Here is a 25,330-nt window from a genome sequence, read left to right on the forward strand (position 1 = left end):
AACGCCGTCCCGCATGAAGGACGCCGCCCTGCTCGGTCCACGACGCTTTCAGAGGGGTGGGGCGGTGAGGGGTGGGAGGGAGCCGGTGGCGATGTGGGCGAGGGTGATCTCGGTGAGCGTCTCGTTCTCGAAGGTGCGCAGCGCGGACCACACCTCGGCGAGCGGCCCCGCGACCCCGGGGAACCGCTCGCTGTGGGAGGGCACCCCCTCGACGACGAGGATGACGTCGGCCAGCGTGATCTCGGTGGCCGGCCGGGCGAGCCAGTACCCGCCCTCGGGACCCCGCTGGCTCTCGATGAGCCCCGCGCGCCGCAACTGGAGCAGGATGTTGTCCAGGAACCTGCGGGGGATGTCCTGGGAGCTCGCGATCCGTTCGGCCGGCACCGGGCCGGGAGGAGCGGCCGCGAGCTCTGCGGCGGCGCGGAGGGCGTACTGCGTCCTGGCGGAGATCCGCATCAGCCGACCGGCTGGTCGAGCCCCCAGCGGCGCCTGAGAGCGTTGTCGGCCGCACCGAAGCACATGTCCACGACGATGCCGATGACCAGGATCACGATCATCGTCGCGAGGAGACCGGGTGCGTCGGACAGTTCACGTGCGTTGTCGAGCTGCTCGCCGATCGAGGTCTGGTGCGCGATGATGACCAGCAGCTCGCCCGCCATGAGGGACCGCCACGCGAACGCCCAGCCCTGCTTGAGGCCCGACAGGAACGAGGGCAGCGAGGCGGGCAGGATGACGTGCCGGTACAGCGCCAGCCGCCGCAGGCCGAGGATGTGCCCGGCGCGCAGCAGAATGGGCGGGGTGTAGTCGACGCCGGCGATCAGCCCGTTGGCGATGGACGGCGCGGCGCCGAGCACGACCACGAACAGGATGGCGCTCTCGCTCAGCTTGAACAGCAGGATCGCCAGCGGGAACCACGCGATGGACGGCATGGTCTGCAGGCCGGTGATCAGCGAGCCGAACGCCGCGCGCAGCGGGCGCACCCGGGACACCGCCGCGCCGACCACCAGCCCCACAAGGACGGCGACCGCGAACCCGAAGATGGCGCGGCGCATGGTCACCGCGACGGCCTGGTAGAAGTCGCCGTCGCCGAGGCGGTGCCCGAGCTCGCCGAGGACGGTGATGGGGCCGGGGAGGACGTACTCGGGACGCCAGCCGCTGAGCACCACCACCTCCCAGATGGCGAAGACCAGGAAGATCGCCGCGATCATCGGCCACGCCCGCGACCAGACGCGCGCGGCGACGCCGCGCCGCTCCTGGCCCGACAGCTCGAGCGCGTCCAGTCCGGCGAGGTGCTGGGAGACGTCGGCGGTCATCGGTCGGCTCCCGCGGGGACGGCGCCGGCCGCGGACACCGCCTGCGCCGGCCTGGCGTGGCGCAGCACCTCCTGGCGGAGCCGGTCGGTGATGGTGGAGGCCAGACCGGCGACCTCGCCGGAGTCGGTGCGTCGCGGGCGCGGCAGGGTGACGGCGTAGTCCTCGATGACGGTTCCCGGCCGGCTGCTCAGCAGGACCACCCGGTCGCCGAGGCGGACGGCCTCGCGCACGTTGTGCGTCACGAACAGGACGGTCAGCCCCCGCTCGCGCCAGATGCGCTCCAGCTCGTCGTGGAGCAGGTCGCGGGTCATCGCGTCCAGCGCGCCGAACGGCTCGTCCATGAGCAGCACGTCGGCCCGCTGGGCGAGGGCCCTGGCGAGGGCGACCCGCTGGCGCATGCCGCCGGACAGCTCGTGCGGCCGCTTGCCGCCGAAGCCGGCCAGGTGGACCGTCTCCAGCAGTTCGGCGGCCCGCGCGCGGCGTTCCTTCTTGGTGGTGTTCCGGGCGGTGCCGGTCACCCGCAGGGCCAGCTCGATGTTGGAGGAGACCGTGAGCCACGGGAACAGGGCCGGCTCCTGGAACATCATCGCGATGCGCGCGCCGCCGGTGTCGATCGTCCCGGCCGTCGGGCGGTCGAGCCCGGCGACCAGGTTGAGCAGCGTGCTCTTGCCGCAACCGGACGCGCCGAGCAGGCAGGCGAACTCGCCTTTGCCCACCGACAGCGTGACGCGGTCCAGGGCGAGCAACTCCCTGCCGTACACCTTGGAGACCGCGTCCAGCCGGACCGCGGGCTCGTGCCCGTCGACCCGGCTGGAGCGCAGCTCCCTGCTCGGAGCTGTCACTTCGACTCCTCACCCGGCGCCCCCGCCGGCCGGTGGCCGTCGGCGCCGTTTGGGCTGTTTCGACCTGCGGTGCCCGTCCGTCCGGGGGCGCCGGTGGAGCGGGGCGGCCGGCCCGCCCGGCCGCGGGGGCCGGACGGGCCGTGCTGAGCGTGATGAGCGTGGTGCCCGCCCGTGTGGGCGGGCGCGGTCACTTGTCGTTCACCGCCTGCTGGCCCTTGGCGGCGAGCACCTCGTTGAGGATCTTGAGGTCGTAGATCCCGTTGAGGTCCACCGGGTCCAGCAGCCCGACCTTCTGCGCGTGGTCGGCGCTGGTGACCAGGGAGGAGGCGATCGGGTCGTTGGTGAAGGTGATGTTCTTGAACGCGCTGTCCAGCACCTCGGGCTTCAGCGGCTTACCGGTGAGGTCCTGAAGTTCGGCGTTGATCGCCTCCTTGGCGCCCGCCGGGTCGGAGTTGATGTAGGCGGTCGACTCGACGTGCCCCTCGATCAGCTTCTTGACCAGGTCGGGGTGCTCCTTGAGGAACTGCTGCCGGACGATCAGGTGGGTGATCACGAACTTCTTGTCCGGCCACAGGTCGGACTCGTTGACCAGGATCTTTCCCTTGCTCTCGAGCACCAGGCGGCTGGCGAACGGCTCGGGCACCCACGCGCCGTCGATGTCGCCGGTGGCGAAGGTCTGCAGGGTCTGGGAGTTCTCCTGCGGGACGATCGAGACGTCGCCGCCGCCCTTGGTGTCGGTCTTCAGCCCCTTCTCCTGAAGCCAGTAGCGCAGCGCCACGTCCTGGGTGTTGCCGAGCTGCGGCGTGGCGATCTTCTTGCCCTTGAGGCCGGCGACGTCGTTGATGGTGGGCTTGACGACGAGGTACACGCCGCCGGAGGCCGAGCCGGCGACGATCTTGATGGCCTGGCCCTTGGACTTGGACCAGGCGTTGATCGCCGGGTTCGGCCCGATGTAGGTGGCGTCCACCGCGTCCGAGAAGATCGCCTCGGTCGCGGCGGGGCCGGCGTTGAAGGTCGCCGTCTTGAGCGTGACGTTCGAGCCCAGGGCCTTGGCGAACAGGCCCTTCTTGACCCCGACCAGGGCCGTGGAGTGCGTGATGTTCGGAAAGAAGCCGAGGCGGACCTCGGTCTTGGCAGCGTCGCCGCCGGAGGATCCCCCATCCCCTCCGCAGGCAGCCGCGAGGGCGGTCACCGCGACCGCGGCCATCACGGCCGCCATCCCTCGTAGCCTGCGAACCCTCATTGACCTCTCCCTAATTCCTACTTAATAAGTCGGTTAGGTGTCATAACACGACATGCGGAGCCGCATGTCAAGCGGGAACGGGGTTTCGGACGCCTGTCGTTATCGCTTCGTGTCCCCGGTGGACGGCCTCTACCAGCCCATATGACGAAATATGCCGTTATGTCGGCGGAGGAGGCTGAGAGGCCGGGTCAGCCGATGGCGAGGCGGTAGGCGTGGCCGGCGCTCGCCTGGAAGGCGGCGGTGTCGCCCTCGACGGCGCACGGCACGCGCGTGCGGCAGCCGTTCAGGAACGCCGGGTTGCGCAGCCGTACCTCACCGTCATGGCCGGCCAGGACGCGCACCTCCACCAGCTCGCCGTCCCGCCAGGTGGCGCCCACCGCGTGGCCGCCCCGGGCGCGCAGCCCGTCGAAGGAGCCGTCCGGCCACGCCGAGGGCGGCGCGGGCAGCACGTCGATCACCCCGAGGTGGCTCTGCAGGAGCATCTCGGCGACGCCGGCCGTCGTCCCGAGGTTGCCGTCGATCTGGAACGGCGGATGCGTGCTCCACAGGTTCGGATGCGTGCTGTGCCGCAGCTGCTCGGCCAGCAGGTGGTGCGCCCGGTCGCCGTCCAGCAGCCGCGCCCAGAGGTTGATCTTCCAGGCCCTGCTCCAGCCCGGGCCGGCGTCGCCCCGGTGCTCCAGCGCCACCCGCGCCGCCTCGCCGAACTCCGTGCACGGGTGGATGCGGCGGCCCGGGTGCAGGGCGAACAGGTGGGACAGGTGCCGGTGGGTGTCCTCGGGGTCGTCCCAGTCGTCCCGCCATTCCTGCAACTGGCCGTAGGACCCGATGCGCAGGCCCTCGTCCAGCTCGCCCAGCGCCTTGAGCACGCGGTAGCCCGGCTCGACGCCGAGCTGGTCGGCGGCCTCGGCGGTGTTGGCCAGCAGGTCCCACACGATCTGCTGGGAGACGGCGGGGCCGGCCGAGAAGGGCCCGTGCTCGGGGGAGTGACCGGGCGAGACCACCAGGCCGCCGTCCTCGACCAGGTTCTCCAGCCAGAACTCGGCGGTCTCGCTGAGCAGGGGGTAGGCGTGGTCGCGCAGGTAGGCGAGGTCGCCGCCGAACAGGTAGCGCTCGTAGATGTGCTGGGCGAGCCACGCGGCCGCCTCGGGGAACCAGAACGCGGTCGGCCGGTCGTGCACGCCGGTGAACCCGAAGGGATTGGTGCTGGAGTGGACCACCCAGCCCGGGGAGCCGAACATGGTCGCCGCGGTGACCCTGCCGGGGACGCGCAGCGCGTCGACGAAGCGCGTCAGCGGGGCGGCGCACTCGCTCAGCGCGGTCACCTCGGCCGGCCAGTAGTTCATCTGCACGTTGACGTTGGTGTGCCAGTCGCCGTTCCAGGGCGGGGCGGGGCTGTCGTTCCACAGGCCCTGGAGGCCGGCCGGCAGCGGCGAGTCCTCCCGGGAGGAGGCGATGAGCAGGTAGCGGCCGTAGGCGAACAGCAGCGCCTCTAGCGCACGGTCGCCGGGCCCGCCCCGGCCGTACGCCGCGAGCGCCCGGTCGGTCGGCGGCGGGCAGCCCGCCGCGCCGCCCCCGATGTCGAGCCGGACGCGGTCGAACAACCCACGGTGGTCGGCGACGTGCTCGGCGCGCAGCTCGCCGTACGGGCGGGCGCTCGCGCGGTCCACGTGCGCGGTGACCGCCGCGCCGGGAGGCGCCCCGCGGTAGCCGGGGTGGGCGCAGGCGTAGTCGGTGCCCGCCGAGAAGACCAGCGTGACCGCGTCGGCCTCTCGGACGGCGACCGCGCCGGGCTCGTCGGTCCGGGCGCCGCCCTCCGCGATCACTTGGACCTGACCTTCGTAGCGGAGCCCGTTGTCCTCCAGCGTCCCGCGCAGCGTCAGCCGGCCCCCCGCCGCGGCGTACTCCGGCGGCGCGGTCAGCGGACCCGGGGCCAGGCGCACGGTGAGCGAGATGTGGCCGGGACGGTCGGCGGCCAGGCGGACGACGACCGCCTGGGCGGGGTGACTGGCGAAGTGCTCGCGGGTGAAGCGCACCCCGCTGGCGGTGTAGCGCACGGTGGCGACCGCCGTCGTCAGGTCCAGCTCCCTGCGGTAGTCCGACACGCCGTCGCCGGGGGAGGCGATGTCGAGCAGCAGGTCGCCGAAGGGCTGGTAGGCGCCGAAGCCGGGGATGCGGCCGTCCAGGCCGGCGGGGTTGCCGAGCAGCTGGGCGGCCTCCACGGGGTCGAGGCGGCCGTGTTCGGCCAGGCGCCGCCTGACCTCGGCCAGGACGCCCGGCCGGGGGGCGGGCCAGTCGCCGGACCGGTAGCCGCCGGGCCCGGCGTCCTTGGACCCCGGGCCGCCGGTCCACAGGGTGCTCTCGTTGAGGGCGAGCCGCTCGGAGCCGAGCCGGCCGAACACCATCACGCCCAGCCTGCCGTTGCCGATGGGCAGCGCCTGCCGTTCCCACGCGTCGTGCTCATCCGGCCCGTCGGCGGGCCGGTCGTACCACAGGCTCTGCATGTCTCCCCGATCAGCGTGGTGATCGAGTGAATCCTAACGAGATTTATAAGATTCAGTTACAAGAAGCGTTAGGTGACGTTTGTTCCGTTTGTGGCGATATGGCGGACGGGGTCGCGGAGGCGCGCGACCCGCTCGCCGCCGGGTCGCCGGGGACGCCGCGCCGCGTGCGGGTGGAGGCGGGCAGCGGCACCCCGGCCGCCTCGGAGACCTTCTCCCTGATCAGCGCCCAGTCGGGGGCGGCCGTGTCGATCAGCGGCGGAACGAATTGCACGCTCTCCAGAGGGGCGTCCTTTATCTTGCGAGAAAGGGTGATAAACGCTGGAAGCGATTCTTGAGGTATATCTGTGGATATGTAGCGCTTTGCCGCATCGGCGAGCCGGCCGAAGCTCCTGATCACCGTGAACGGGTCCGCCTGCCGGGCCACCGCGTCCAGCAGGCACCGCTGACGCCCCATGCGGACGTAGTCGTCGCCGTCCGACCGCGACCTGCCGAACCACAGGGCCTCCGCGCCGCTCAGCCTGCGGGTGCCGGCCCGCAGCACGCCGCCCGCGAGGCCGTACGGGATGTCGTTCTTGACGGTCACCCTGACGCCGCCGGTCGCGTCGATGATCCGCGCGAAGCCCTTCATGTCGACCATCGCGTAGTAGTCGATCGGAAGGCCGAGGATGCCGCCGATCGTGCGCTTGAGCAGCTCGGGCCCGCGCCGTCCCGCCGGGACGCCCGGCGCCGCCTCCGGATGGTCCTCGGCCCACTGGTACACCTCGTTGAGCAGGCCGGGGTGGTTGAGCGTGCCGTCGCCGGCGAAGCCGCCGGGGAACATCCGCCGCGCCGGCCCCGCGGGCATGGGCACGTGCTGCAGGTTGCGCGGCAGGCTGAACAGCACCGTCCTGCCCGTCCTTGTGTCGATGGCCGCCACCGACATGCTGTCGGTGCGCGCTCCCGGACGCCGGGCCGCCGCGTCCGCCCCGAGCAGCAGGACGTTCACCCGGTACCTGCCCTGCCACGGATCGGCGGAGGCGGCGCCGCGCGTGGCGAACACCGTGGTCACCACGTCGCGGCCCACGTACGCCAGCCGCGCGGCGTAGAGGGTGGGCAGCAGGGCGGCGGCGCACATCACGCCCACCGCGGCCCGCCCGAGCGAGCGTCCCGGCCCGCCGAGTCCCGGGGGCCGGACGAGCCGGTAGGACGAGACGATCACCGTCGCCCAGGCGAGGCCGAGCAGCACCGCCGCGACGGCGAGGCCCGCCAGCCGGCCGGGCCGTGCCACGAGCGCGAGCACCTCGGGGCGCAGCGCCGTGGCCGCCGCCGTCAGGCCCACCACCAGCAGGACCTGCGCCGCCAGCAGCGCCGCGCCGGCCGCTCGCCGGCCGGCGAGCAGGTGGGCCAGGCCCCACACCAGGGCCGCCGCGAGGGTGAGCCCGAGCGCCCCGCTCAGCCGCAGGGATCCCCGATCGCCTCTCATCGGCATCGCGCCTTCCGAAACTCCCACTCCGTCGGTAATCGATAACAGATTAGTAACGGAGAGTGGTGGCACGTCCGTGTAAGCCCGCGACACACCGGAAAGATCTTCCGGTGGCCGCGGGACGAAACGGCGACCATCGGGCGGAAACCGCGTTCCGCTGGTCGCGCGCAGGCCGGTCACCAGGTGACGGGGACCTCCAGCAGGCCACCGGTCAGGCGGTCCGTGCGGGTGCGCAGCTCCTCCACCGGCACCGCCAGCTCCATCGTCGGGAACCTCTGGAAAAGGGCGCGGAACACCTCGGTCAGCTCGACCCGGGCCAGGTTGGCGCCGATGCAGTAGTGCTGGCCGTAGCCGAAGGCGACATGCGGCTCTGAGGTCGCGCGCCGGATGTCGAAGACGTCGGGGTCGTCGAAGACGCCCTCGTCGCGGTTGGCCGCCGAGGGGATGAGCACGACCGCCTCCCCCGCGCGGATGGTGACCTCGCCGTACTGGATGTCGGTCTTGGCGTACCGCGGCAGGCCGTGGTCGGACGGGGAGGTCATGCGCAGGATCTCCTCGACCGCGGCGGGCGCGAGCGAGGGGTCGGCCGCGAGGGCGTCGCGCTGGGCGAGGTCGCTGAGCAGGAACACCACGCCGTAGTCGATGCGGTTGAGCGTCGTCTCGTGCCCGGCGAACAGCAGGCCGGCCCCCAGCCTGGCGATCTCGGTGTCGTCGGCGTCCATCCCGGCCAGGTCCGACAGCACGTCCTCGGACGGGTGCCTGCGCTTGTGCTCCACCAGTTCCAGGATGTAGGCCGAGAACTTCTCCATGGCCGCCGAGGACGCCGCGGGGTCGGTGGTGATGGCCATGCCGTCCGACAGCGCCCGGAACAGGTGGCGGTCCTCGAACGGCACGCCGAGCAGCTCGCAGATGACCAGCACCGGCAGCGGGAAGGACAGGTGCTCGTGCAGGTCCAGCGGGGGCGCGTTCCGCGCCATCTCGTCGAGCAGGCCGCCGACCAGCTCCTGGACGTGGCCGGACAGCGCCTTCATCCGGCGCGCCGAGAACGCGGGCGCCAGGAGCTTGCGCATCCTCTGGTGCTCCTGCTTCTCGGTGTCGAACTCGCCCATCGGGCCGCCGAGCATCACCGATCCCGACACCCTGGCCGCCGAGGCGGGGTCGGGGTGCGAGCGGCCGAGGCGGTCGTCGGCGAACATCCGGCGGACGTCCTCGTAGCCGGTGACCAGCCACACCTCGTCGCCGACCGGCGTGCGGACCCTGGTGATCGGCGCGTGCTCCCGTAGGTCGCGGTACGTCGGCGGCACGTCGAGCTTGTGGCGGCGCGGGAACGGCATCTGCGGGAGATCTGACACGGTGGCGCCCCTCTGGTCGGTTCGCTTCCCCATCGCGAACGGTCATCTCGACCGTCGCATTTGCGCATCGATCCCGCAATGCCCATTGTCAATACTTGTCATGACAGATTGTGATCCACTGGGCCACGGCCAGCGGGTTCACCAGTGCGCCGCTCCGCGGAAGGACGTCGGAGAAGGACGGTATCCGAGGCGCTCGCGGGCCGCGGTGATGTCCAGCGTGCGCTCCACGGCGAGATGGCCGGCGGCGTACCGGGTGAGGCGCGGCGGGTCCGGGCGTCCCAGCACGCGGAAGGCGGTCTCGGCGGCGGCCGCCAGTGGCCGGGCGACGGCGGCGGGCAGGTACGCCGGGCGCGCCGGGACGCCCCGCTCTCGCAGGAACCACCGCAGGGCGTCGTCCAGCACGACCGGCTCGGCGTCGGTCACGTTGAACACCCCCGCCGCCACCGGACCGGCGGCGGCGAGCACGCACGCCTGGGCCAGGTTCTCCACCGAGGTCAGGCTGATGCGCTGATGTCCGTCCCCGACGGCCCACAGACGGCCGCCCCGGACCGCGCCCAGCAGCCGGGGCAGCAGCGTGCGGTCGCCGGGGCCGTAGACGGCGTGCGGCCGCAGCACCACCGCCGAGTCCCGCACCAGCCGCTCGGCCAGCGCCTTGGAGGCGCCGTAGGCGTTGACGTGCCGCGCGGCCCGGCACTCGTCCTCGCGCGCCATCACGGTCGGCCGGAACGGGTCGTACACGCTGGCGGTGCTGACGTGGACGAACCGGGCGCCGGGGAAGGCCCGCAGGACCCGCAGCGTGCCCCGGGCGTTCACCTCGAAGAACTCCCGGGCCGGGCCCCAGTCGGTCACGCTGCCCGCGCAGTGCACCACCGCGTCCACCTCGGGCAGCTCATCGGGCGGCGCCCCGGTGATGTCCCACGAACGGTACGGCGCCACGGTGCCCGTGGACGGCGGTGACACGGCCGCTCCCCGGTGACCGCCCGGCACCGCGCCCGTCATCCCCATGGGGACGTGGGAGCGGCGGCCGAAGGCGTGGACCTCCCATCCCGCCGCCGTCGCGGCCCTGCACACCGCCCCGCCCACGAATCCCGACGCCCCGGTGACCGCCATCCTCATCGACCGCCGCCGCCGGTGTGTCTCGCGACCGCCGCGCGCAGGCGGGCGCGGTCGAGCTTGTCCGTCCGCCCCGCGCGGGGGAAGTCGGGCAGTACCTCCACCCGGTCGGGCAGCGCCCCGGCGTCCACCCGGTCCGGAAGGGCACGGCGCAGCGCCGCCGCGTCGAAACCCTCGTCGGGGCGGACGGCGAGCACGACCTCCTCGTCACCGGTCTCCGGGTCGGCGACGCCCACGATGGCCGCCTCCGCCACGCCGGGCAGCGCGGCCAGCGCCGGCTCGTACAGGCCCGGGTAGATGTTCACCCCGTTCCGCAGGATCATGTCCTTCTTGCGGCCGAGCAGGACGAGCCGACCCTGTTCGTCGAGGCGGGCCAGGTCTCCGGTGGCCACCTCTCGCAGCGGCGGTTCACCGATGTACCCGCGGGCGAGCTGCGGTCCTGAGATGTACAGTTCCCCGTCGGCGGCGATCCGCGCGGCGACGCCGGGGAGCGGCGCGCCCAGCAGGTCGCCCTCCCGGCAGGCCAGTTTCTCCTCTGCGGAGACGATCGCGATGGGCAGGGCCTCGGTCATCGCGTACACCGACCAGATCCGGGCGCGCGGGGCCGCGGCGCGGGCGCGGCGCAGTACGGCGGGCGGGGAGGGGGCCGTGCCGAGCAGCAGACAGCGCAGGGTGCCGGGAAGCCGGCCGTCCTCCCGCAGGATGCGGTCCAGCCGCACCGGGACGCAGAAGGCGTGGGTGGCGCCCCGCTCGGCCAGCTCGCTGGCGAACGGCCGTGCGCCGGGCAGCGACCAGGTGGCGCCGGCCATGAGGGCGGGCAGGCCCAGCATGAGCTGGTCGGTGTGCACGACGTCGCCGGGGGCCAGCGGGACCGCCGAGCCGAACGACGCGGACCCTTCGGCGAGCGACCCCCGGGTATGGACGACGCCGCGCGGCCGTCCCGTCGTGCCCGAGGTGAACGCGACCACGGCCGGCTGGTCCGGCCGCGCGGCCGGGCCGTCGCGGCCGGGAGGGCCCGGGTCCTCGAACGGGCCGGCTCCCTCCAGCGGCGCAGGGTGAGGCGAAGAGGCGCGGTACACGGCGCGCAGTGGTATGGCGTCGCGGGGGACGCCAGGGAGCCACGGGCCGGCGTACAGATGGCGCACCGGACGGCCAGGGGCGGGGTCGCGCAGGTGCGGCAGCGCCAGCCCGCGATGACGGGCCAGAGCACGCAGAGGCCCGCTCAGCGTGTACGCCACCGAGTCGGCGACCACCCATGCCGGCACGGCGGTGGCCAGCCGCGCGGCGGCCACGTCGGGGGCGAGGCCGGGGTCGGCGAGGACCAGCATCCCTCCGGCCGCCACCGCGCCGAGGGCGAGCGCCACGGCATCGGGGCCCGGACGCGCCGCGAAGAGCACCCCGTCGCCCGGCCGGAGCCCGGTCATGGCCTCCGCGACGGCGAGGACCCGGCGCCGGAGTTCGCCGTACGTCAGCGTCGCGCCACGCCCGTCGATGACCGCGACACCGCCGGGGGCGCGCCGGGCGGTCTCGAGGACGCCGGTGACAACGTCGTTCACGCGGGCACCCGCCTCGTCGGGAGGTCGCCGGCGGGGCCGGTGTCACCGCGATGGTGTCCGTGCGAAGCCGCCGCCGTCCGAAGGTCGTTCACGCGGGCACCGCCGTGATCCACAGGTGCCGGTAGGTGGGGATGAGCACGCCGCGCGCCGCGCGGCGGCCGCTCACCCGGACATCGTGCGCCAGGACGGCGCCGGCGATCGCGCGGATCTCGGCCAGCGCCAGCGGGTAGCCGATGCAGAAGTGCGGGCCGGCCCCGAACCACAGGCGGCGCAGCTCCGGCGGATGCGTCCGGGCAGGGTCGAACGGGCCGTAGGCGCGCGCGCAGTTGTGGGTCACGATGAGCACGCGGTCGCCCGGCCGCACCGGCACCCGCCCGACGCGGGCGGAGGCGGCGACCGAGCGCAGCATCACCGGCGTCGGGGTGGTGACCCGCATCGCCTCCTCGATCGCCCGGTCCAGCTCCAGCGGCCCGGCCGGCCGGGACCGCGCGTCGTGCAGCAGCGCGACGAGCCGGGGGACGAACGTCGCCACCGTCTCGGTGCCGGTGAGGAAGAACGCGCCCGCCGCGCCGCGCGCCTCGGCCGCGGACAGGCCGAGGGACCGCATGCGGCCCATGACCGTCGTCTCCTCGCCCCGCTCGTAGGCCGCCGCGGCGATGTCGCCGACGCGGTCCAGCACCCGGCGGGCGAGCGCGACCTGCCGCGCGGACAGCCGGCGCGAGCGCAGCGACACCATGGACACGATGCGCTCGCCGTCGGCGTACATGGCCCGCGCGTCGCCGGGGGAGACCTCGCCCATGCCGATCAGCCGGCAGATCACCGCGCCCGCCATCAGCCGCGTCTCCGCCACCAGGTCCACCGCCTCGCCGCGCGCCAGCCGCTCCGACAGCCCGGCGAGCGGCGCCCGGAGCACCTGGTCCACCAGCGAGGCGACCTGGGCGGGGGCGAACAGCGGCGCCAGCTTGCGGCGCAGCGCGGCGTGCGCCTCGCCTTCCATGTTGAGCAGCACGGACGGGCCGAGCACCGGCGTCCACAGGTCGCCGGGGGAGCCGGGTCCGTCCTTGCGGAAGCGCTCGTCCATCAGCACGGCGCGGGCGGTCGCGGCGTCGTTGACCACGACGCCGAGGCCGGGAACCCGCACCACCGGGCCGAGCCGGGCGAGCAGCCGCATCAGCGGGTAGGCGAACGGATGGGCGGCCAGGTGGAGGCGGGTCTCGTGGGAGGCGCCGTCCGGCGCCCACCGGCGCGGGCGGGCGCTCGCCGTGGCGCTCATCGCACGTCGACGACGTCGGGACGGTAGTGGTGGTCGGCGTACCAGGCCAGCGTGCCCGCCAGGCCGTAGGCGCGCAGGCGGCGCACCGAGCCGTACACGACCACGTCCCGCCGCGAGGCGTACGCGCCGGTCACCTTGCGCACCCGGTTGACCAGCGCGCGGTCCTCGTGCACCTCCTCGATCGCCGTGCGGGGGAAGCCGCCCGACCGCTCGTAGAGCGAGGCGGTGATGGCCAGCGTGGCGCCGGGCATCATGACGTAGGGCCCGAGGTAGGCGGCGTCGCGGTTGCCGGGACGCAGGCGGCCGAACGCGGCGGCGACGCCGACCACGAACGGGATGAGGCGCCGCTCCCACAGCTTGAGCGGGAACTCGTCGGTGCGGGGGCGCAGCTTGCCGCCGACCATCTCCAGCCCCTCGCCGAAGGCCCGCCTGATCGCCCGCACCCAGTCGCGGCGCGGCACGCAGTCGGCGTCGGTCCTGGCCAGGTGGGTGGCTCCCTGGGCGATGGCGTGCCGCACGCCGGTGTCGGAGGCGGCGCCGGTGCCCTTGCGGGACTCCTGGACGACCCGGATGGCCATCGGAGACGTGGCGGCGAAGGACTTCACCACCTCAGCGGTGCCGTCGGTGCTCATGTTGTCGACCACGAGCACGGTGAAGGCGGGGTCGTCCTGCGCCTCGAGCGCGCGCAGGGTGGCCTCGATGCCCGTGGCCTCGTTGTACGCGGGGATGACCACCCACAGGTCCATGGCGCCGGCCGTCACAGGTCCGCGAACAGGACGCCGAGGCTGACGCCGCCGCCGAGGCCGAGCAGCGCGACGCGGTCGCCGGGCCGGGCGCCGGCCGCGCAGAGCTGGAGCGGCAGGGTGGCCGAGGCGCAGTTCCCGTGCTCGGGCAGCGTCACCGCCAGGCGGTCCTCGGGGATGCCCAGCGCCTGGGTGAGCACCGCCAGATAGGGCAGGGCGACCTGGTGCACGGCCACCAGGGAGAAGTCCTCCCAGGTGAGCCCGGTGCGCTTGAGCGCGTCCAGGAAGATGTCCGGTCCGACCAGCTCGAACGCCTCCTTCAGCCGCCGTCCGTCGCCGCGGAAGTAGGAGTACTCGGGGTCGCGCGGGTGGGCCGAGCCGCCGCCGGGCAGCGTGCCGATCGCCCATGCCCTGGAGTCGGCGGAGAAGTCGCGGTAGAAGATGCCGCGGTCGGCGTCCGCGGTGACCAGCACCGCCGCTCCGGCGTCCGACAGCGTGTATCCCGCGAAGGCGTCCACGAACTGCGCCCGCCCCTCGACCCGCCAGCGGACCGCGCGGGAGGGCATCTCGCCCGTGCAGACCAGCACCTTGCGATGCGCCCCCGTGCGGATCAGCGCCTCGGCGACCTGAAGCCCGTTCAGCAGGCTGTTGCAGGCGTTCTTGACGTCGAACACCGGACACGACAGCCCGAGCTTCGCCGCCACGATGTGCGCGGTCGCCGGCTCCACCATGTCCTGCGAGGCCGAGGCGAAGATCAGCAGGTCGGCGTCGCGGTGGTCCAGCAGGCGCGCGGCGGCCACGGCCAGGTCGGAGGCCTGCTGGTCGTCGGGCGCCACGTGCCGGCGCACGACGCCGGTCATCCGCTCGATGACGCCGCGGTGCGGAACGTACCCCTGGATCCGCGCCTCCACCTCGTCACTGGTCATGGTGTGCTCGGGCAGATGCGTCGCGACGCCCGATATCCGGGCCTTCATCGCGCCCCTTAGTGTCATCGAATGACCCCCGTTGTCGGCAATCTACCGAACTTGGACGCATCAGCGGCGCGGCCGGTGCGCGCGGCTCAGGTCGCGGGGATGAGCCCGGTGCTCACGGCGGCGATGACCAGGACGCCGACGGCGACGCGGTAGACGATGAACGGCGTGAAGCGGTGGGTGCTGATGTACCGCATGAGCCAGGCGATCACGGCGTAGCCGACGACGAAGGACACGACGGTGGCCACGATCGTCGGCCCCCACTCCGGCGCCCGGCCCTCCCCGATCTTGAACAGCTCCAGGACGCCCGACATGAGCACGGCCGGGATCGCGAGCAGGAAGGAGTACTCGGCGGCCTCCTCGCGGCGGTAGCCGAGCAGCAGGCCGGCGCCCGTCGTGCCGCCGGACCGCGAGACGCCCGGGATGAGGGCCAGAGCCTGGGCAAGGCCGTAGGTCAGGGCATGCGGCAGGTTGAGGTCCTTGTCCAGGATCAGCTCGTTGCGCGCCATGCGGTCGGCGACCGCCAGCAGCAGGCCGAAGACGATCAGGCACCCGCCCACCAGGCGCAGGTCGCGCAGCGTGGTCTCGATCGTGTCCTGGAACGCCAGGCCGAGCACGCCGATCGGGACGCTGCCCGCGATCACGTACCAGCCCATGCGCGCCGGTGGTTCCTGCCGCAGCGCGGGCGTCCACAGGGACCGCGTCCAGGTGGAGATGATCTCCCAGATGCGCGCGCGGAAGTAGATGAGCACGGCCGTCTCGGTGCCGAGCTGGATCACCGCGGTGAAGGCGGCGCCCGGGTCGTGCCAGCCGAAGAACGCCGACACCACCCTGATGTGCGCGCTGGAGGAGATGGGCAGGAACTCCGTCAGCCCTTGCACCAGACCGAGCACGAGCGCCTCGAACCAGCCGATCAATGCACAACACCTTCCGGGGAGGGCGGCCGGAAGAGGAGGACCGGCGGCCACGCGTGGCGGGGGTCTCGCGCGGCGCCGCCCGCCTCTCGCGGTCATCCGGCGATCGTCGGCGGACCGCGCTTCAGGCGAGGCTAGCGGACTCGGGGGTCGCGGTGACCGGCCGGACGGCGGGCCGGTCAGAGGAGGGAAGGGAACGGGCCAGCTCACGGGCCAGGTCGGTCATGCCGCACGCGCGGACGCCGTCGACCATCATGCGAAGGTCGCCGGCGACCCGGGTGGAGCGCACCTCCGCCGCCAGCGCGACCGCGCGCCTGGCCTGCTCGGCGCCGGCGTCGCGGTCGCCCTCGCGGACGCGCAGCACCGCCAGGCGGATGAGGCAGCGCAGCCCGGTGCGCGTGCGGCTCTCCCCGAGCCGGCCGAGCGCCGCCGTCAGGTGGTCGCGCGCCCGCGCGTCCTCGCCGAGCTGGAACAGCGCGAGGCCGAGCGCGCTGTCGTGGTGGCCTGGGGCGACGGTGATGTGGTGCGCCCAGTCGGGCGCGAGCGCCGGCTCGGCGCGGCCCAGGGCCTCCTCGGCGAGCCCGATGTGCCGCAGCCCCGCGGCCCGGTCGCCGGCGGTGGCGCAGTGGCGGGCGGCGACGGCGTGGAGGTTGGCCCGCTCCGCACTGGAGATGCGCTCGTCGCCGAGCGCGAGGCGGAGGATCTCGACGCCGTCGCGGGGGCTGCCGAGGTCGGTGAGGGTGACCGACAGGTCGAGCATCGTGTGCGCCCGCAGGTCGCGGTCGGCGCCGCGGGCCGCGGAGTCGAGGGCGAAGGTGAGGATGCGCGCCGCCCGCTCGGCCCTGCCCTGGTCGTAGGTGGCCCAGCCCAGGCGGTCGGCCAGCAGCCCGACGGCGGAGGAGAGCCGTTCTCGCGTGGGCTCGGCCATGGGGCGGTCGTGCAGCTTCACCGCCCATTCGAGCGTGCCGCGGGCCATCGCGATCGCCGCGTCGCCTCCGCGGGCGAGATCCATGCGCATGTAGAGGTCGGCGGCGGCCTCGACGGCGTGCACCTCGGGTAAGCCGACCCTGGTCGGCAGGTCGCCGGCCAGGCCGTCGAGGAGGCGCGTCACCGGCTCGCCGGCGGCGACTCCCATGGACGCCGCGGCGATGACTGAGAGTAAGCCCCTGCGCTTCATGTCATCGACGGTACCCTTTTCAGGCGCACCGGTATCGGAGTCAAGAAGTGCGGCAAGGGCGGTGGCCGCGGGGCCCAGGGCGGTCTGGTAGTGCAGGACGAGCGAGGGGGTCACCTCGCGGTCCCCGCGCTCCACCCGGCTCAGGTGACCTGCGGAAACGCCCGTTCTGGCCGCGAGCTGCCCCAGGCTGAGGCCGGCGTCGCGGCGGGCCGCGCGCAGATCGGCACCGACGATCATGGCCACTCCAGCTGTTGCGGCAACGCCGTGCGGCATCACAGAAACGGTGACACCGCGTCATCGAACCCTCACACTGACCGTAGCGCGGATGTCACTCGCGCAGACCGATGACGCCGTAAATGGCAGGCCGATATGCGTGCATGGTGTGCCTTGAGCGGATTTGATGGGCAAGCGAGGTGCACTCAAGTGCGACAGCTCAGCACCCTTCCCGCCCGCCGGCCGTCCTTACCCGGACGCCCGCACGAGGGGGCGAGGTGAGCCGCCCGCCGGCGGACGCGCCCGGGTGGATCGTGTTCCGCTCGGACGCCGGCCGCTTCTGGGCGACCCGCCTCCGGTTCGACGACGCGATCGAGGCGGCGGGGGTGTGGCGGACCGTCGACGCCGACGACGCCGCCACCCTCGCCGCGCTCATCGCCGAGCAGGAACGCCGCGTCCGCAGGGACCCCTGAACCGCGGCGCGCCGTTCCCCTGCTCGTCTTCAGAGCGCGGCGCGCCGCTCACGCGGTCGTCCACCCGGCGGTGGCGCGCCCCTTCCTCTCGCGGGCCGCGGCGCGGCCGTCAGACGTCGACGCGGGCCGCGGCGCGGCCGTCAGACGTCGACCCGGGCCTCGGGACGGTCCGGCAGCTCCCAGTGGGTGTGGTACACCCCGTCGCGGTCGGTCCTGCGGTAGGTGTGGGCGCCGAAGAAGTCCCGCTGCGCCTGGATCAGCGCCGCCGGCAGCCGGTCGGCGCGCAGCCCGTCGTAGTAGGCCAGCGAGCTGGCGAAACCGGGAGCGGGGATGCCGTTCTTGGTCGCGGTGACGGCGACGTCGCGCCAGGCGTCCTGGGCGGCGCCGACCTCGGCGGCGAACCGCGCGTCGGTCAGCAGGGTGGGGGTGCCCGGGTCGGCCTCGTAGGCCTCGCGGATGCGGTCGAGGAACTTGGCCCGGATGATGCAGCCGCCCCGCCAGATGGTGGCCATCGCGCCGAGGTCGATGTTCCACCCGTACTCGGCGCTGCCCGCCTGGATCTCGTTGAAGCCCTGCGCGTAGGCCACGACCTTCGAGGAGTACAGGGCCTGCTCGACGGCGTCGGCGAAGGAGTGGTCCAGCCCGCCGCCGGAGGGGCCGGCGAGCTCGCGCGCGGCGCCCCGCATGTCGACGTGGCCGGACAGCGACCGGGCGAAGACCGCCTCGGCGATGCCGGTGACCGGGACGCCGAGGTCGAGGGCCGCCTGCACGGTCCACCGGCCGGTGCCCTTCTGCTCGGCCTGGTCGAGCACCACGTCCACGTAGGGCCTGCCGGTGGCCCGGTCCACGTGGGACAGCACGTCGGCGGTGATCTCGATGAGGTAGGACCCGAGCCGGCCCTCGTTCCAGGTGCGGAAGGTCTCGGCGATCTCGCCGGGCGACATCCCCGACGCCCTGCGGAGCAGGTCGTAGGCCTCGGCGATGAGCTGCATGTCGGCGTACTCGATGCCGTTGTGCACCATCTTCACGAAGTGCCCGGCGCCGTCCGGCCCGACGTAGGTGCAGCACGGGACGCCGTCGACCTTGGCCGCGATGTCCTCCAGAATCGGGCCCAGCGACTCGTAGGCCTCGGGCGACCCGCCCGGCATGATGCTCGGGCCTTCCAGGGCCCCCTGCTCGCCGCCGGAGATGCCGACGCCGACGAAGTGGATCCCTCGGTCGCGGAGCGCGTTCTCCCGCCGCCGGGTGTCGGCGAAGTGGGCGTTGCCGCCGTCGATCAGGATGTCGCCGGGTTCGAGCAGCGGCGCGTACTCCTCGATCACCGCGTCCGTCGAGGCGCCGGCCTGAACCATGATCACCATCTTGCGCGGCCGGGCCAGTGAGGCGACGAACGCCTCGGGCGTCTCCGCGGGGATGAACTCTCCCTCGTGGCCGAACTCGTCCATCAGCGCCTTGGTCTTGGTGCTCGTCCGGTTGTGGACGGCGACCGTGTACCCGTGGCGGGCGAAGTTGCGGGCGAGATTGCGGCCCATGACCCCTAGCCCTGTCACACCGATGACCGCTTGCTGTGCCATGTCCGATCACTCTCCTTCTGATCCGGCAATACGCCGTGCGTGCCCACCCGGTTCGATGGAGTGAGGGAACCCCCACGCTGGGCCATCTAGGTAACCCGGGCATCGGCCGGATCAATTCCGGAGAAGTCGTCCTATCGGGCTGTCCTCCAGGTGGCTGAGGAGATCATGGCAGTCCTTGTAGACGGCTTCGGCCCCGGCCTCCACCAGGGAGGCGGTGTCGATGCCCCCCGAGCGCAGGCCCGCGCAGGTCACCTTGGCCGAGCGGGCGGCCAGCATGTCCCAGACGGAGTCGCCCAGCATGACGGCGTCCTGCGGGCGCAGGCCGGCCTTCTCCAGTGCCTGCCGCACGGGTTCGGGATGGGGTTTGGACTTGTCGACGTCGTCCGCGTGGACCAGCTCGGAGACCGCGTCCTGCGCGCCGGTCACGGCGATCAGCCGCTCGGCCTGGTCCTTGGGCGCGCTGGTCGCCACCACGACGATCAGGCCGCGCGCGGCGACCGCCTTGAGCAGCTCGCCCGCCCCCGGCACCGGCCGCACCTCGTCCATGCGCGGCTTGTAGAGCCGGGAGTGCGTCGCCGAGATCGCCTCGGCCTCCTCCGAGGTCGCCCCGGGCAGCAGATAGTCGATGAGTGACTGGTCGGCCCGCCCGATGGCCCCGTGGACGTCCACCATCAGGATGTCATGGCCCTGCCGCCGGAAGCCCTCCCACCAGGCCACCACGTGCAGGTAGTTCGAGTCGACCAGCGTTCCGTCGATGTCGAAGATGACTCCGCGTCGCATCCTTCACCGTCCCTGTGTGACGCCGGGCACTTGCCCGCCCCCGTGCCGCTCGGGCTCCCCATGGCGGACCCGGCCCGCCGTGCCGGATCTCGCCGCATGGATCGCGGAGAGCGGCACATGCCCGTTCCCGTACCCCGGACGGCGCGGATCCAACTAGCCGGCGGCGCGGTGGCGCGCGGCCCGCGGTGGTGCCGGGTGTCCGAGCAGGAGTCCTGGCGCCGGGTGCCGGAGCAGGAGTCCTGCGGGCGGCCGGGACGGGAGTCCCCGGGCTCAGGTGTCGGAGCAGGAGTCCTGCGTCGCGTCGATGCCCTTGAGGTCGTCCTCGGAGGTCGCGATCGGCTTGAGGCCCTTCCAGTCGGCGCCGATGACCAGCACGAGCCGCGCGGTCTTCACATCGGTGACCGGCAGGTTCCGCGAGAGCACGAGGTCGCCGGCGAGCGTCGGCACCCGGGTCTGCCCGTCGGCCGCGTATCTGATCGTCGTCTTGGCGTAGGGCTTCTTCTTCAGGTCGCCGACCTTCACGACGCTGTAGCCCCGCTGTTCCAGCGCCGCGGCGACCTGGGCTCCGAGGCCGCTGCGGTAGGTGCCGTTCTGCACCGAAATCTGGATCTTGGACTTGGGGATCTTGGTGGTCTGGCGGCCGGTCCTGACGTTCGAGCCCTTGATCTTGGTGTCGGTCGCCACCAGCCGGAAGAGCTGCCTGGCCTGCGGCTGGACCCACTCGACCCGGCCGGGCTGGGTGAGGGAGTAGCGCCACGGCGTCGTCACGAAGCGGATGTCGCCGGCCGCGAGTCCCTGGGCGCTGGTCGCCAGGTCCTTCATGACGCCGACGGTGAGCTGGGGGTCGGTGGTGACGGACTTGGTGGCCGCGTCCAGGAAGTGGAACAGGCGGGCGGGGTCGGTGAGCGTGGCGCCGCTCATCGCCTTCTTGATCATCGAGGCGATGAACATCTGCTGCCGCTGGATGCGGCCGATGTCGGACCCGTCGCCCAGGCTGTAGCGGGCGCGCACGTAGCCGAGCGCCTCCTCGCCCTTGACGAGCTGGCGGCCGGCCTGCAGGTGCAGCATGGCCTTGACGTCGTTGATCGGCTTGGGCACGCAGATCTCGACGCCGCCGAGCGCGTTGACCATGCTCTTGAACCCGGTGAAGTCGACCTTGGCGAAGTGGTCGATGTGGATGCCGGTGAGCGACTCGATGGTCTTCCAGGTGCAGCCGATGCCGCCGAAGTTGAACGACTCGTTGATCATCCCGACGTGCGGGCGCTGGCCGGTCAGGCCGTTCTTGGGCGCGCAGGCCGGCAGTTGCACCAGCGAGTCGCGCGGGAAGCTGATGAGCAGCGCGTTGCCCCGGTCGGGCGAGATGTGTGCGAGGATGATCGTGTCGGTGCGCTCGCCGGCTTCCCTGTGGCCGTACTTGACGTTCGCGCCCGCGCGGGTGTCCGAGCCGACGATCAGGATGTTCAGCGCCTTGCTCACCTTCGCGGGGCGGGTGCCGAGATCCTTGGCGTCGACGTTCACATGCTTGATGTTGCCGCTCAGCTTGGTGTAGGCGCCGACCAGCGTCGCGCCCGCCGCGAGCGACACGCCCGCGACCGCCGCGACCAGGCACCACAGCCACGGTTTCCACAGCCCCTTGGCGCCACCCCGGGTCCCGCCCGGAGGCGGCTCCACGGGATGGGTAGGGCGCACATCGACAAGCCCGCCGTTCATTGTCCCCACGGAATGGCCAGGGCTGGTGGCCTCTGGCCACACGCCGACTACAGGCGCCGGATCCACCCGCCCGGCAAGCCGCGAGCCAGTCTAGCCATGGCCGTCATCTTTGTGGTGACGTGTCGCAGTATTCGCAGGAAATCATCGGTTTTGAGCTATTTTGACCGGCCGTTCGGCGGCGAGTCGGCGGCCCAGCATCTGGGCCGGACGCTCGACGAAGCGGTGGCCCAGGGCCGCACAGGCGACCACGGCGGCGAACAGCGCCGCCTCCCAGGCCAGCCGCACGCCGAGCGACATCGCCGAGGGATCGACGGTGATCCGCCGGACGACCTGGAGCGCCAGAGGGTGCAGCAGATAGATCGAGTAGCTGACCAGGCCCAGCCAGGCGAGCACGGGCGGAATGGCGCGCCGGCGCAGGGCGAGACCGGCGGCAAAGGTCAGCCAGGCCCCGATCATGGCGGTCGACCAGCTCCACTTGAACGCCTGCTGATCGGCCTCCGGCATGCCCCAGCCGGGCCCGAGCCACACCGCGGTGGCGACCGCCAGCACCGGCACCAGGCAGATCGCCCAGCCCCACCGCGCGCGCAGGGCGGCCGAGCGCTCCATGTGGTGCAGCGCCGTGCCGCCGAACATCGTCGCCATGATCGCCAGGCTCTGCCAGGCGCCCACCCTGCTGTTGAGGGCGAGCAGCGCCACGGCCAGGACGGCGAGGGCCACGGCCCCGTGCCGCCGCACTTCAGGGCGCCCGGCCAGCACGGCGGCGAACCCGCCGGCCAGGACCGCCGCGGCGACGGCCACGACCGCCTCCACGCCGAGCCCCCGTGACAGCAGCCCGGCGGGCACGAGCGCGCCCGCGATCGGCGCGCCCACCGCGAACGCCAGCGAGGCCCGGGTCCCGGTCCCGCGCGCGCCCAGCACGAACATCGCCGTCACCAGCAGGTAGAAGGCCATCTCGTAGGACAGCGTCCAGAAGACGTTGACGACGCCCGGCACCTGCAGCAGGTCCTGCAGCATCGTGAGGTGCGCGAGCGCGGCGGCCCACGGCCGGTCGGCGATCTGGCCGGGCAGTGTGGTGTAGACCCCGGCGACCGCGAAGGCCGCGCCCGCCGCGGCGGCGAGCGCCCACAGCGGGTACAGGCGGAACACACGCGTGATCCAGAAGGCCCGGACGTCGCCGCGCCGCTCCAGCGAGATCGGTACGACATAGCCGCTGACCAGGAAGAACACCAGGACACCGTACTGCCCGAAGTCGAACCAGGGGCTGATCACCCCGCGGATCTCCGGGAGCAGCGGGTCCAGCGAGTGCTCGAAGACCACCACCAGCGCGGCGAACCCGCGAAGGGCGTCCAGCCAGGACTGCCGCGTGCGACGCGGGGTCGGACGCGTGGTGGGCGGGGGCGGCGGGAGGGTCGCGACCTGCATTCGCGGCTGGCTACCCGCGATGCCCGCGGGTCTAACCCGCCCCCGGGAGTCTTCACCCCATGAGCGGCACGTCGTGGCCCGCCCGTCACCGCGCGGTCACCCGCGGGCGGCGCCCGCCCGGCGGACCGCCCGTCACGGTCGGGACACCCGTGGCCGGCGCCCGCCCGGCGGACCGCCCGTGACGGTCAGGTCACCCCGTGCGCGGGGCTCGGTCGTCAGCCGGGTGGCTTTTCGTGGGCGTGGTGCAGCAGGCCGGTGATGACGTTCTCCAGGGTGACGATGCCGGCCACCGTGCCGTCGTCGGAGGTGATCGCGGCGAGCTGCGCCCGGCGCCGGCGCATCGTCGCCAGCACGTCCGCCATGGTCGTCCGGCGGCCGACGTGCGGGAGTTCGCGGACCGGCAGCGGCTCGTCCGGCGCGTGGCCGTTGAGCGCGTCCAGGACGTGGAGGTAGCCGCCCAGCCGCCCGGCCGCCCCGCTCACCGGGAAGCGCGAGTGGCCGTACCGGCCGGCGTACTGCTCGAGTTCGGCCGCCCGGGTGGTGGCCGGCACGCTGACCACCTCGCCGATCGGCACCATGACCGACTCCACCGGCCGGGCGTACAGGGCCAGGGCGGCGATCATGCGGTCGTGCTCGTCCCGGTCCAGCAGCCGGTGCCGGTGCGACTCCTGGATCAGCGCGGGCATCTCGTCGGAGGTGAAGACCGACCGCACCTCCTCGGTGCGCGGGATGCGCAGCGCCCGCAGCACGCCCGCCGCGATGGCGTTCACCACGACGAGCAGCGGCCGGGTCGCGCGGGCGACGACGCGCAGGGTGGGCACCAGCCACAGGGCGGCGCGGTCGGGGCCCGACAGGGCGAGGTTCTTCGGCACCATCTCGCCGATGATCACGTGCGCGGACACCACGATGATCATGGCCAGGGCGAACGCCGTCGGGTGGACCAGGCCGGGCGGCAGCCCGAGCGCGGCGAACAGCGGCTCCAGCGCGTGCGCGAGGACCGGCTCCCCGACGGCGCCCAGAGCCAGCGAGGCGAGGGTCACGCCGAGCTGCGCGGCGGCGAGCATCAGCGGCACGGCGTCCATGGCGGCCAGTACCGCCCGCGCCCGCCGGGAGCCCTCCTTGGCGGCCGGCTCGATCTGGGTACGGCGCGCGGAGATCAGCGCGAACTCGGCGCCGACGAAGAACCCGTTGACCGTCAGCAGGACCACGATGGCCAGGGCGTCCAGAATGGTCATCGGTCCTCCTCCGCGTCCGGGGCGGTCAGCGTGATCTGCTCGATGCGGTGCCGGCGCACGGTGTCGGCCCTGAGCGTCCAGCCGTCCACCACCACGCTGTCCCCCGGGTCGGGCAGGCGGCCGAGCCTGCTGATCAGCAGCCCGGCGAGCGTCTCGTAGGGCCCCTCCGGCATCTGGAAGCCGGTGCGCTCCTCCACCTCGTGGGCGCGCAGCAACGCGGGGACGGCGATGGAGCGCCCGGGCGCGAGCAGGGCGCCCGTGGGCTCGTCCGAGCCCTCCTCGGGCAGGTCGTACTCGTCGGCGATGTCGCCGATCAGCTCCTCCGCCAGGTCCTCCACGGTGACGATGCCGGCGAAGCCGCCGTACTCGTCCACGACGACCGCCATCTCCCGGTGGGCCGAGAACAGGCGTTCCTGGACGGTCTCCAGGTCGAGCGTCTCGGGGACCAGCAGGGGAGCCCGCCGGATCGCCGCCACCAGGGTCGCGGCCCGCTCGGACTCGGGCACGGCGAAGGCGTCCACGACCGAGGCGACGCCCACGATGTCGTCCATCTCGCCGCCGGACACCGGCAGCCGCAGGTGGCGCTCGCGCCGGGCCAGGGTCAGGAACTCGGCGACGGTGCCGGTGTCGGTCACGGTCACGCAGTCGGTGCGCGGGGTCATGGCCTCGGCGGCGGTGCGGTCGCCGAAGCTCAGCGCGCGGCGCAGCATGGCGGCGGTGGTGCCCGGCAGGGCGCCGGCCTCCGCGGACTGGCTCATCAGCAGGCTCAGCTCGTCGGGGGACCGGGCCGAGGCCAGCTCGTCCTGCGGCTCCGCCCCGAGCGCGCGCACCAGCGCGTTCGCGACCGCGTTGCATCCCTTGATCAGCGGGGCGAACACCGCGGAGAACGCCCGCTGCACGGGCACCGAGACGCGGGCCATGGCCATGGGACGGGAGAAGGCGGCGTTCTTGGGCACCAGCTCTCCGAGCACCATCTGGCTCACCGTGGCGACGAGCAGGCCGAGCAGCGCGGCCACGCTCTCGGCGGCCCGGGCGGGCAGGCCGGGGACCAGCTCGACGAGCGGGCGCAGCAGATGCGAGATCGCGGGCTCGGCGATGACGCCGAGCAGCAGCGAGGTGATCGTGATGCCGAGCTGGGCGCCGGAGAGCTGGAAGGACAGGCGGCGCACCGCCGCCAGGATGCCCTGGGCACCCCGGTCGCCCGCCGCGGCGAGCCGCTGCACCTCGCTCCGCTCGACGGTCACCAGCGAGAACTCCGCCGCGACGAAGACGCCGTTGGCGATGACCAGCGCCAGCGCGCCCAGCAGGAAGATCCAATCGACGATCACGGTGTCGCCCTCCCGTGGAGCCGCTCCTTCCGTGGCTCGGACTCCACGCCATGTCCGGCTCTGGCCGGAACCGTACCGGCACGGCTCCGTGCTGGGAACGCCGGGCCCGGCGCCCGCGACCGCCGAGGGCCGGCG

21 protein-coding genes are annotated in these 25,330 nt (G+C 73.1%); 1 reads left to right on the forward strand and 20 read right to left on the reverse strand.

From position 1 onward, the window contains the following. Positions 1 to 48: 48 nt before the first annotated feature. The 14 genes from ACFQSB_RS29560 to ACFQSB_RS29625 form a co-directional block, all read right to left on the reverse strand. On the reverse strand, positions 49 to 456 hold the full coding sequence (locus tag ACFQSB_RS29560) for an RrF2 family transcriptional regulator (protein ID WP_380830139.1): 408 nt from the start codon (positions 454 to 456) through the stop codon (positions 49 to 51). Then, positions 456 to 1,313: an ABC transporter permease gene (locus ACFQSB_RS29565; protein WP_354851589.1), complete on the reverse strand. Its 858-nt coding sequence runs from the start codon at positions 1,311 to 1,313 to the stop codon at positions 456 to 458. Before ACFQSB_RS29565 ends, ACFQSB_RS29560 begins: the two co-directional genes overlap by 1 nt. Further along, entirely contained in the window at positions 1,310 to 2,155 is an 846-nt protein-coding gene (locus tag ACFQSB_RS29570; RefSeq protein ID WP_354851586.1) for an ABC transporter ATP-binding protein, read from the reverse strand. The genes ACFQSB_RS29565 and ACFQSB_RS29570 overlap by 4 nt, the downstream gene beginning before the upstream one ends. Before the next feature lie 187 nt (positions 2,156 to 2,342). Continuing rightward, positions 2,343 to 3,398, reverse strand: coding sequence for an ABC transporter substrate-binding protein (locus tag ACFQSB_RS29575; RefSeq protein ID WP_380830140.1), 1,056 nt, complete (start codon positions 3,396 to 3,398; stop codon positions 2,343 to 2,345). 188 nt (positions 3,399 to 3,586) lie between these two features. Beyond that, positions 3,587 to 5,899 (reverse strand): glycosyl hydrolase family 95 catalytic domain-containing protein, encoded by a 2,313-nt coding sequence (locus ACFQSB_RS29580; RefSeq protein ID WP_380830141.1) that lies wholly within the window; start codon positions 5,897 to 5,899, stop codon positions 3,587 to 3,589. A 52-nt stretch (positions 5,900 to 5,951) separates the two neighbouring features. Then, complete coding sequence (locus ACFQSB_RS29585) at positions 5,952 to 7,361, reverse strand: LCP family protein (protein WP_380830142.1); 1,410 nt, start codon at positions 7,359 to 7,361, stop codon at positions 5,952 to 5,954. Positions 7,362 to 7,537: 176 nt separating this feature from the next. Further along, positions 7,538 to 8,713, reverse strand: coding sequence for a cytochrome P450 (locus ACFQSB_RS29590; protein ID WP_380830143.1), 1,176 nt, complete (start codon positions 8,711 to 8,713; stop codon positions 7,538 to 7,540). A gap of 138 nt (positions 8,714 to 8,851) precedes the next feature. Beyond that, positions 8,852 to 9,829: an NAD-dependent epimerase/dehydratase family protein gene (locus tag ACFQSB_RS29595; protein ID WP_380830144.1), complete on the reverse strand. Its 978-nt coding sequence runs from the start codon at positions 9,827 to 9,829 to the stop codon at positions 8,852 to 8,854. After that, the gene (locus ACFQSB_RS29600; protein WP_380830145.1) at positions 9,826 to 11,382 is read right to left on the reverse strand and encodes a class I adenylate-forming enzyme family protein; all 1,557 of its coding nucleotides are present in this window, start codon (positions 11,380 to 11,382) and stop codon (positions 9,826 to 9,828) included. Before ACFQSB_RS29600 ends, ACFQSB_RS29595 begins: the two co-directional genes overlap by 4 nt. Positions 11,383 to 11,470: 88 nt before the next feature. Then, positions 11,471 to 12,655 (reverse strand): cytochrome P450, encoded by a 1,185-nt coding sequence (locus ACFQSB_RS29605; RefSeq protein WP_380830146.1) that lies wholly within the window; start codon positions 12,653 to 12,655, stop codon positions 11,471 to 11,473. Beyond that, entirely contained in the window at positions 12,652 to 13,401 is a 750-nt protein-coding gene (locus ACFQSB_RS29610; protein WP_380830147.1) for a glycosyltransferase family 2 protein, read from the reverse strand. Before ACFQSB_RS29610 ends, ACFQSB_RS29605 begins: the two co-directional genes overlap by 4 nt. An 11-nt stretch (positions 13,402 to 13,412) precedes the next feature. After that, a complete protein-coding gene (locus tag ACFQSB_RS29615; RefSeq protein WP_380830148.1) occupies positions 13,413 to 14,372 on the reverse strand; it encodes a 3-oxoacyl-ACP synthase III family protein in 960 nt (319 codons plus the stop codon). Positions 14,373 to 14,458: 86 nt separating this feature from the next. Next, positions 14,459 to 15,286 (reverse strand): undecaprenyl-diphosphate phosphatase, encoded by an 828-nt coding sequence (locus tag ACFQSB_RS29620; protein ID WP_354851556.1) that lies wholly within the window; start codon positions 15,284 to 15,286, stop codon positions 14,459 to 14,461. A 121-nt stretch (positions 15,287 to 15,407) separates the two neighbouring features. Further along, on the reverse strand, positions 15,408 to 16,697 hold the full coding sequence (locus ACFQSB_RS29625) for a helix-turn-helix domain-containing protein (protein WP_380830149.1): 1,290 nt from the start codon (positions 16,695 to 16,697) through the stop codon (positions 15,408 to 15,410). Between the two features lie 254 nt (positions 16,698 to 16,951). On the opposite strand from ACFQSB_RS29625, the gene ACFQSB_RS29630 reads away from it, so the two are divergent. Next, positions 16,952 to 17,146, forward strand: coding sequence for a hypothetical protein (locus ACFQSB_RS29630; protein ID WP_354924121.1), 195 nt, complete (start codon positions 16,952 to 16,954; stop codon positions 17,144 to 17,146). A gap of 140 nt (positions 17,147 to 17,286) precedes the next feature. On the opposite strand, the gene gndA is transcribed toward ACFQSB_RS29630, so the two are convergent. The 6 genes from gndA to ACFQSB_RS29660 all read right to left on the reverse strand — a co-directional run bounded on the left by gndA (position 17,287) and on the right by ACFQSB_RS29660 (position 25,195). Then, positions 17,287 to 18,720, reverse strand: a complete 1,434-nt coding sequence (gndA, locus tag ACFQSB_RS29635; RefSeq protein ID WP_354851548.1) for an NADP-dependent phosphogluconate dehydrogenase — start codon at positions 18,718 to 18,720, stop codon at positions 17,287 to 17,289. Positions 18,721 to 18,831: 111 nt separating this feature from the next. Continuing rightward, positions 18,832 to 19,500, reverse strand: a complete 669-nt coding sequence (locus ACFQSB_RS29640; protein ID WP_380830150.1) for an HAD family hydrolase — start codon at positions 19,498 to 19,500, stop codon at positions 18,832 to 18,834. Between the two features lie 270 nt (positions 19,501 to 19,770). Then, positions 19,771 to 21,210: an LCP family protein gene (locus tag ACFQSB_RS29645; protein ID WP_380830151.1), complete on the reverse strand. Its 1,440-nt coding sequence runs from the start codon at positions 21,208 to 21,210 to the stop codon at positions 19,771 to 19,773. 141 nt (positions 21,211 to 21,351) lie between these two features. Next, a complete protein-coding gene (locus tag ACFQSB_RS29650) occupies positions 21,352 to 22,632 on the reverse strand; it encodes an acyltransferase family protein (protein ID WP_380830152.1) in 1,281 nt (426 codons plus the stop codon). 215 nt (positions 22,633 to 22,847) lie between these two features. Continuing rightward, positions 22,848 to 23,867, reverse strand: coding sequence for a hemolysin family protein (locus ACFQSB_RS29655; RefSeq protein ID WP_380830153.1), 1,020 nt, complete (start codon positions 23,865 to 23,867; stop codon positions 22,848 to 22,850). Next, on the reverse strand, positions 23,864 to 25,195 hold the full coding sequence (locus ACFQSB_RS29660; protein WP_380830154.1) for a hemolysin family protein: 1,332 nt from the start codon (positions 25,193 to 25,195) through the stop codon (positions 23,864 to 23,866). The genes ACFQSB_RS29655 and ACFQSB_RS29660 overlap by 4 nt, the downstream gene beginning before the upstream one ends. Between the last annotated feature and the right edge of the window lie 135 nt (positions 25,196 to 25,330).

Origin of the sequence: Sphaerisporangium rhizosphaerae (genome assembly GCF_042665155.1) — a bacterium.
Lineage (GTDB): Bacteria > Actinomycetota > Actinomycetes > Streptosporangiales > Streptosporangiaceae > Sphaerisporangium > Sphaerisporangium rhizosphaerae.

Excerpts from the sequence above, each read along its gene's own strand:
- ACFQSB_RS29645 (WP_380830151.1), bottom strand. The coding sequence starts at position 21,210 with ATGAACGGCGGGCTTGTCGATGTGCGCCCTACCCATCCCGTGGAGCCG.
- ACFQSB_RS29580 (WP_380830141.1), bottom strand. The coding sequence starts at position 5,899 with ATGCAGAGCCTGTGGTACGACCGGCCCGCCGACGGGCCGGATGAGCAC.
- ACFQSB_RS29565 (WP_354851589.1), bottom strand. The coding sequence starts at position 1,313 with ATGACCGCCGACGTCTCCCAGCACCTCGCCGGACTGGACGCGCTCGAG.
- ACFQSB_RS29640 (WP_380830150.1), bottom strand. The coding sequence starts at position 19,500 with ATGCGACGCGGAGTCATCTTCGACATCGACGGAACGCTGGTCGACTCG.
- ACFQSB_RS29595 (WP_380830144.1), bottom strand. The coding sequence starts at position 9,829 with ATGAGGATGGCGGTCACCGGGGCGTCGGGATTCGTGGGCGGGGCGGTG.
- ACFQSB_RS29650 (WP_380830152.1), bottom strand. The coding sequence starts at position 22,632 with ATGCAGGTCGCGACCCTCCCGCCGCCCCCGCCCACCACGCGTCCGACC.
- ACFQSB_RS29575 (WP_380830140.1), bottom strand. The coding sequence starts at position 3,398 with ATGAGGGTTCGCAGGCTACGAGGGATGGCGGCCGTGATGGCCGCGGTC.
- ACFQSB_RS29585 (WP_380830142.1), bottom strand. The coding sequence starts at position 7,361 with ATGAGAGGCGATCGGGGATCCCTGCGGCTGAGCGGGGCGCTCGGGCTC.
- ACFQSB_RS29560 (WP_380830139.1), bottom strand. The coding sequence starts at position 456 with ATGCGGATCTCCGCCAGGACGCAGTACGCCCTCCGCGCCGCCGCAGAG.
- ACFQSB_RS29605 (WP_380830146.1), bottom strand. The coding sequence starts at position 12,655 with ATGAGCGCCACGGCGAGCGCCCGCCCGCGCCGGTGGGCGCCGGACGGC.
- ACFQSB_RS29615 (WP_380830148.1), bottom strand. The coding sequence starts at position 14,372 with ATGAAGGCCCGGATATCGGGCGTCGCGACGCATCTGCCCGAGCACACC.
- gndA (WP_354851548.1), bottom strand. The coding sequence starts at position 18,720 with ATGGCACAGCAAGCGGTCATCGGTGTGACAGGGCTAGGGGTCATGGGC.
- ACFQSB_RS29625 (WP_380830149.1), bottom strand. The coding sequence starts at position 16,697 with ATGATCGTCGGTGCCGATCTGCGCGCGGCCCGCCGCGACGCCGGCCTC.
- ACFQSB_RS29655 (WP_380830153.1), bottom strand. The coding sequence starts at position 23,867 with ATGACCATTCTGGACGCCCTGGCCATCGTGGTCCTGCTGACGGTCAAC.
- ACFQSB_RS29610 (WP_380830147.1), bottom strand. The coding sequence starts at position 13,401 with ATGGACCTGTGGGTGGTCATCCCCGCGTACAACGAGGCCACGGGCATC.